Origin of the sequence: Azospirillum oleiclasticum (assembly GCF_013423485.1) — a bacterium.
Lineage (GTDB): Bacteria > Pseudomonadota > Alphaproteobacteria > Azospirillales > Azospirillaceae > Azospirillum > Azospirillum oleiclasticum.
In genome coordinates this window covers 1-5,587 of record NZ_JABFFR010000084.1, presented here as the reverse complement: position 1 = coordinate 5,587, position 5,587 = coordinate 1, and the positions used below count along the sequence as shown (strand labels likewise).

The window sequence follows — 5,587 nt, the reverse complement described above, 5'->3', positions numbered from 1 at the left end:
GCGCGCCGGCTGGCCGGCATGATGGTGGTGATGCTGATCGTCGCGGCGGTCGTGTTCGTGATCGCGCGGGTGGTGCCGGGCGATCCGGCGGCGGTCATGCTGGGATCCTCGGCCACGCCGGACGACGTGGCGGCGCTGCGGGTGCGGCTGGGGCTCGACCAGCCGCTGGCGGCGCAGTTCCTCATCTATCTCGGGCAGATCGCCACGCTCGACCTCGGGGAGTCCATCTTCCTCAACCGGCCGGTGGCGCAGGCGCTGGCCGAGCGGGCCGAGCTGACGGCCTTCCTGACGCTGATGTCGGTGGGCATCGCCGTGCTGATCGGGGTTCCCATCGGCATCCTGTCGGCGGCCAAGCGCGGGCGCTGGCTGGATCAGGCCTCGGTGGGGCTGGCCATGCTGGCGGCCAGCGTGCCGAGCTTCTGGATCGGGCTGACGCTGATCAAGTATCTGGCGGTCGACCACGCGTGGTTCCCGGTCGCCGGCTACGGCCCGCCCGACGCGTCGCTGGCGGAGCGGCTGCGCCATCTGGTGCTGCCGGCGATCGCGCTGGGCATCCCCAACTCCGCGCTGATCCTGCGCTTCACCCGCACCAGCATGCTGGACGTGCTGGGCGACGACTACATCCGCACCGCCCGCGCCAAGGGCTTGGCCCCCGCCGTGGTGATCCTGAAGCACGCGCTGCGCAACGCCATGATCCCCATCCTGACGGTGATCGGCCTGACCGCCGCGGTGATGATCGCCGGGGCCATCGTGACGGAGACCGTGTTCGGCCTGCCCGGTGTCGGCAACCTGATCGTGTCGGCGGTGCTGCGCCGCGATTACCCGGTCATCCAGGGGGCGTTGCTGGTGGTGTCCGGCATCTATGTGCTCATCAACCTGTCGGTCGACCTGCTCTACGCGGTGGTCGACCCGCGCGTCCGCGCCTGACGGACGGGGAGGAACCGCCATGACCAGCGTCGCCGCTCCGCCGCAGGCCGCAGCATCACCGCGCGGCCGTTCGCCCCTGGCGCTACTCCTGCGCCGGCTGTTCCGCCGCCGGCTGGTGGTGGTGGCGGCCGTGGTGCTGGTCGCCATCCTGGCGGTGGCGGCGCTGGCGCCGTGGATCGCGCCGTTCGATCCGATGAAGATGAACATCCTGGGCCGGCTGAAGCCGCCCGGCGGCGTCCACTGGTTCGGCACCGACGAGTTCGGCCGCGACGTGCTGTCGCGCATCATCCAGGGGGCGCGGCTGTCGTTGCTGGTCGGGCTGCTGGTGGTGCTGGTGGCGGTGGCCGCGGGCACGCTGCTGGGGCTGGCGGCCGGCTGGGTGCGGGGACTGGACGGGCCGCTGATGCGCTTCACCGACGCGCTGATGGCCTTCCCCGACATCCTGCTCGCCATCGCCTTCATGGCGGCGCTGGGGCCGTCGCTCTACAACGTCGTGCTGGCGCTGGGCATCGTCTACACCCCGCGCGTCGCCCGCGTGGTGCGCGCCGCGGCGCTGGTGGTGCGCGAGATGCCCTATGTGGAGGCGGCGACGGCGCTGGGCGCCTCCTCCCCCCGCATCGTGTTCGGGCACATCCTGCCCAACCTGATCTCGCCGATCATCGTGCAGGCCACCTTCATCTTCGCCTACGCGATCCTGACGGAGGCGGCGCTGTCCTTCCTCGGCGTCGGCGTGCCGCCGACCACCCCCACCTGGGGCAACATGATCGCCGGCGCCCAGCAGTATTTCCAGCAGGCGGACTGGCTGATGTTGGCCCCCGGCCTCGCCATCGTGCTGACCGTGCTCGCCTTGCAGATCGTCGGCGACGGGCTGCGCGACGCGCTCGACCCCCGGCTCCAGAAGGTGACGTGATGGACACCCCCCGCACCCTGATCCGCGGTGCCCGCCTGATCGACGGCACCGGCGCCCCCTGGTTCCGCGGCGACCTGCTGGTGGAGGATGGCCGCATCGCCGCCGTCGGCGCGCGGCTCGACGCCGCCGGTGCCGAGGTTCTGGACGCGCAGGGCCGCTACCTCGCCCCCGGCTTCATCGACGCCCACGCCCATGACGACCTCGTCTATCTCCGCCAGCCCGGCCGGCCGGAGAAGGTGGCGCAGGGCGTGACCACGGTGGTGGTCGGCAACTGCTCCTTCGGCCTCTACCCGCAGGTGCCGGCCAGCGCCCCGGCGCTGCGCGAGCATTTCGGCAACCTGCTGGGCAGTGTGCGGGAGGAGGAGAGCTTCGCCGACTTCGCCGCCTACCGCGCCGCACTCGACGGGCGTGGCATCGCCATCAACCTCGTCTCGCTGGTCGGTCATGCGGCGCTGCGCCTCGCCGTCATGGGGTGGGAGAACCGCCCGGCCACCGACGCGGAGCGGGAGGCGATGGCGGCCCTGCTCGCCGACCAGCTCCGCCAGGGCGCGCACGGGCTGTCGCTCGGCCTCGTCTACCCACCCAGCGCCTGGGCCGACCGGGCGGAGCTGGTGCGGCTGGCCGAGGTGGTGGCGGAGCATGGCGCCCTGCTGGCCGCCCATGTCCGCTCCTACGAGGGCGGGCTGATCGCCTCGGTTGACGAGTTCCTCGACCTGCTGAAGGCGGGCGGGCCGGCCGGCCTGCTCTCGCACCTCCAGGCCGCCGGGCGGCCCTATTGGGGCAGCCTGCCGCGCGCGGTGGAGCGGCTGGAGACGGCGCGCGGGGAGGGGGTCGACGTCAGCTTCGACATGTACCCGTACCCCGCCGGCTCCAGCACCATCCTGCAACTGCTGCCGCCCTCGGCCCTGGCCGGCGGCATCGACGCGCTGCTCGGCCGCATGGCCGACACCGACGGGCTGGCCGCCCTGCGCCTCGCGGTGGAGGCGGGCGAGGCGCCGGGCGATCCGGGCTGGGAATCCAAGATCCGCCTGATCGGCTGGGAGAATGTCCGCATCGGCGGCGTCGCGCGGGAGGATCTGCGCGGCTGGGAGGGGCTGTCGCTGGCCGAGATCGCCGAAGCCCGCAAGGCCGCCCCCTTCGACACCCTGATGTGGCTGGTCGCCGCCGACCGCGGCCGGACCAACGTGGTGATGTTCCAGTTGAGCGAGGACGATCTGACCGTCGCGCTGACCCACCCCCTGCACATGCTGGGCTCCGACGGGCTGCCGCGGGAGACGGGCAAGCCGCACCCGCGCGCCTTCGGCAGCTTCCCCCGCTACCTCGCCCGCGCCATCCGCGGCGAGGGCGGCTTGCGGCTGGAGGAGGCGGTGCGCCACATGACCGCCGTGCCGGCCCAGCGCTTCGGCCTGGGCACCCGCGGCCTGCTGCGGCCGGGCATGACGGCCGACCTCACCCTCTTCACCGCCGACGTGGCCGACCGCGCGACCTTCCAGGACCCGACGCAGCCGCCGCACGGCATCACCGACGTGCTCGTCGCCGGCGCCTTCGTGCTGCGCGACGCTGCGCCCACGCCGGCGCGGCCGGGCCGAACCCTGATCCGCCAGCAACCCATCGAAGCCTGAGAGGACCTGATGACCAACCGCAAGACGATCTTCGCCGAACACGGGGCGAAGCCCGCGGGCCAGTACAGCCACGCCATCGTGGCCAACGGCTTCGTCTACGTCTCCGGCCAGGGGCCGCACCACCCGCAGACCGGCGAGCTGCCGCCGGACTTCGCCGGCGAGGTGCGCCAGACCCTGCGCAACCTGGAGATCATCCTGAAGGCGGCCGGCACCGACCTCGCCCATGTGGTGAAGGTCAACAGCTACCTGACCGACCTCGACCGCTTCAAGGAATACAACGCCCTCTACACGGAGTTCTTCCCCGACGCGCCGCCGGCCCGCACCACCATCGGCTGCCTGCTGAACGGCATCCAGGTGGAGATCGACTGCATCGCCGTGCTGCCGGAGGCGTAAAGTCCGTGCCTTCCGTCCTGGTCGGGTGAGAGTCCGGCCGGGACGGGCGGAACGGCCCCTTCATGCGGAGCGAACGGATGACCCTCACCGACATCGACACCCCGACCCCGGTCATCGACCTCGACCGCGTCGAGCGCAATCTGGCGCGGATGCAGGCCTATTGCGACACGCACGGGCTGCGTCTGCGCCCGCACATCAAGACGCACAAGCTGCCGCGGCTGGCCCTGCGCCAGCTCGAGCTGGGGGCGGTCGGCATCACCTGCCAGAAGATCGGCGAGGCGATGGTGATGGCGGAGGCCGGCTGCACCGACATCCTGCTGACCTACCCGATCGTCGGCGCGGCCAAGGTGGCGCCGCTGGCGGCGCTGGCCCGCCTGTCGCGGCTGACCGTGGCGCTCGACAACCCGGTGGCGCTCGACACCGTGGCCGCCGCGGCGCGCGAGGCTGGCACGGAGATCGGCGTGCTGGTGGAGTTCGACAGCGGCGACGGGCGCTGCGGCGTGCAGACGCCGGCCGAGGCGCTGGATCTGGCCCGCCGTGCCCACGGCAACGGGCCGCTGGCGTTCCGCGGGCTGATGACCTACCCGCGCGGCCCGCGCACCGTGCCCTTCGTGGCGGAGGCGCGCGCGGCCTTCGGGGCGGCCGGCATCCCCATCGACACCGTGTCGGTCGGCGGCACCCCCGGCTGTTGGGAGACGCACGAGCTGCCGGGCGTCTCCGAGCTGCGCGTCGGCACCTACATCTACCAGGACCGCGCCACGGTGGGGGCGGGGGTCGCGACGCTGGACGACTGCGCCGTGCACGTCCACGCCACGGTGGTCAGCCGACCGACCGCCGACCGCGCGGTGCTGGACGCCGGCTCCAAGACCCTGTCCAGCGACCGAGTGGCGCCGTCGGTGGGGGAGGGCTACGGCCTGATCCTCGATTACCCCGACGCGGTGATCACCCGGCTGAACGAGGAGCACGCGGTGGTCGACCTCTCCGCCTGCGCCGCGCGGCCGGCGATCGGCGAGCGGGTGCGCATCCTGCCCAACCATGTCTGCGTGGTCAGCAACCTGCACGACACCATGACCGTGGTGCAGGGCGGTGCGGTGATCGGCGAGTGGCCGGTCGCGGCGCGCGGCTGCACCCGCTGACCGGCACGAGGACCCTTGTCGATGGAACCCGACGTCACGCTCGCCATCCGCGGCCTGCACACCCACTTCGCCACCGACGGCGGCGTGTCGAAGGCGGTGGAGGGCGTGTCGCTGACGGTGCGGCGGAACCAGACGCTGGCCGTGGTCGGCGAGTCCGGCAGCGGCAAGTCGGTCACCAGCCTGTCGGTGATGCGGCTGATCCAGTCGCCGCCGGGCCGCATCGCCGGTGGCGAGATCCTGTTCCGTGGCCGCGACGGGGCGGTGCGCGACCTCGCCCGGCTCGACGAGCGCGCCATGCGCTCGGTGCGCGGCAACGAGATCGGCATGATCTTCCAGGAGCCGATGACCTCGCTCAACCCCGTCTACACGGTGGGCGACCAGATCGGCGAGACGCTGCGCCGCCACCAGGGGCTCGACCGCCGGGCGGCGCGGGAGGCCGCACTCGCCATGCTGCGCACCGTGGGCATCCCGGCCGCCGACCGGCGCATCGACGAGTACCCGCATCAGATGTCCGGCGGCATGCGCCAGCGGGTGATGATCGCCATGGCGCTGGCCTGCCGGCCGACGCTGCTGATCGCCGACGAGCCGACCACCGCGCT

The 5,587-nt window shown here is 72.7% G+C and carries 6 protein-coding genes; all 6 read left to right on the top strand.

Annotated elements, in window-relative coordinates; genetic code table 11:
* Window positions 1–927: ABC transporter permease (locus tag HL658_RS36295; RefSeq protein WP_180287748.1), on the top strand; the 927-nt coding region annotated here is incomplete at its 5' end.
* 19 nt (window positions 928–946) lie between these two features.
* Window positions 947–1,837: an ABC transporter permease gene (locus HL658_RS36290; protein WP_180284845.1), complete on the top strand. Its 891-nt coding sequence runs from the start codon at window positions 947–949 to the stop codon at window positions 1,835–1,837.
* Window positions 1,837–3,459, top strand: a complete 1,623-nt coding sequence (locus HL658_RS36285; protein ID WP_180284844.1) for an N-acyl-D-amino-acid deacylase family protein — start codon at window positions 1,837–1,839, stop codon at window positions 3,457–3,459. The genes HL658_RS36290 and HL658_RS36285 overlap by 1 nt, the downstream gene beginning before the upstream one ends.
* Before the next feature lie 9 nt (window positions 3,460–3,468).
* On the top strand, window positions 3,469–3,852 hold the full coding sequence (locus HL658_RS36280; RefSeq protein WP_180284843.1) for a RidA family protein: 384 nt from the start codon (window positions 3,469–3,471) through the stop codon (window positions 3,850–3,852).
* 77 nt (window positions 3,853–3,929) lie between these two features.
* Window positions 3,930–4,988 (top strand): D-TA family PLP-dependent enzyme, encoded by a 1,059-nt coding sequence (locus HL658_RS36275; RefSeq protein WP_180284842.1) that lies wholly within the window; start codon window positions 3,930–3,932, stop codon window positions 4,986–4,988.
* A 21-nt stretch (window positions 4,989–5,009) separates the two neighbouring features.
* Window positions 5,010–5,587, top strand: a 578-nt coding sequence (locus tag HL658_RS36270; RefSeq protein ID WP_180287747.1) for an ABC transporter ATP-binding protein, incomplete at its 3' end; no start/stop codon positions are given.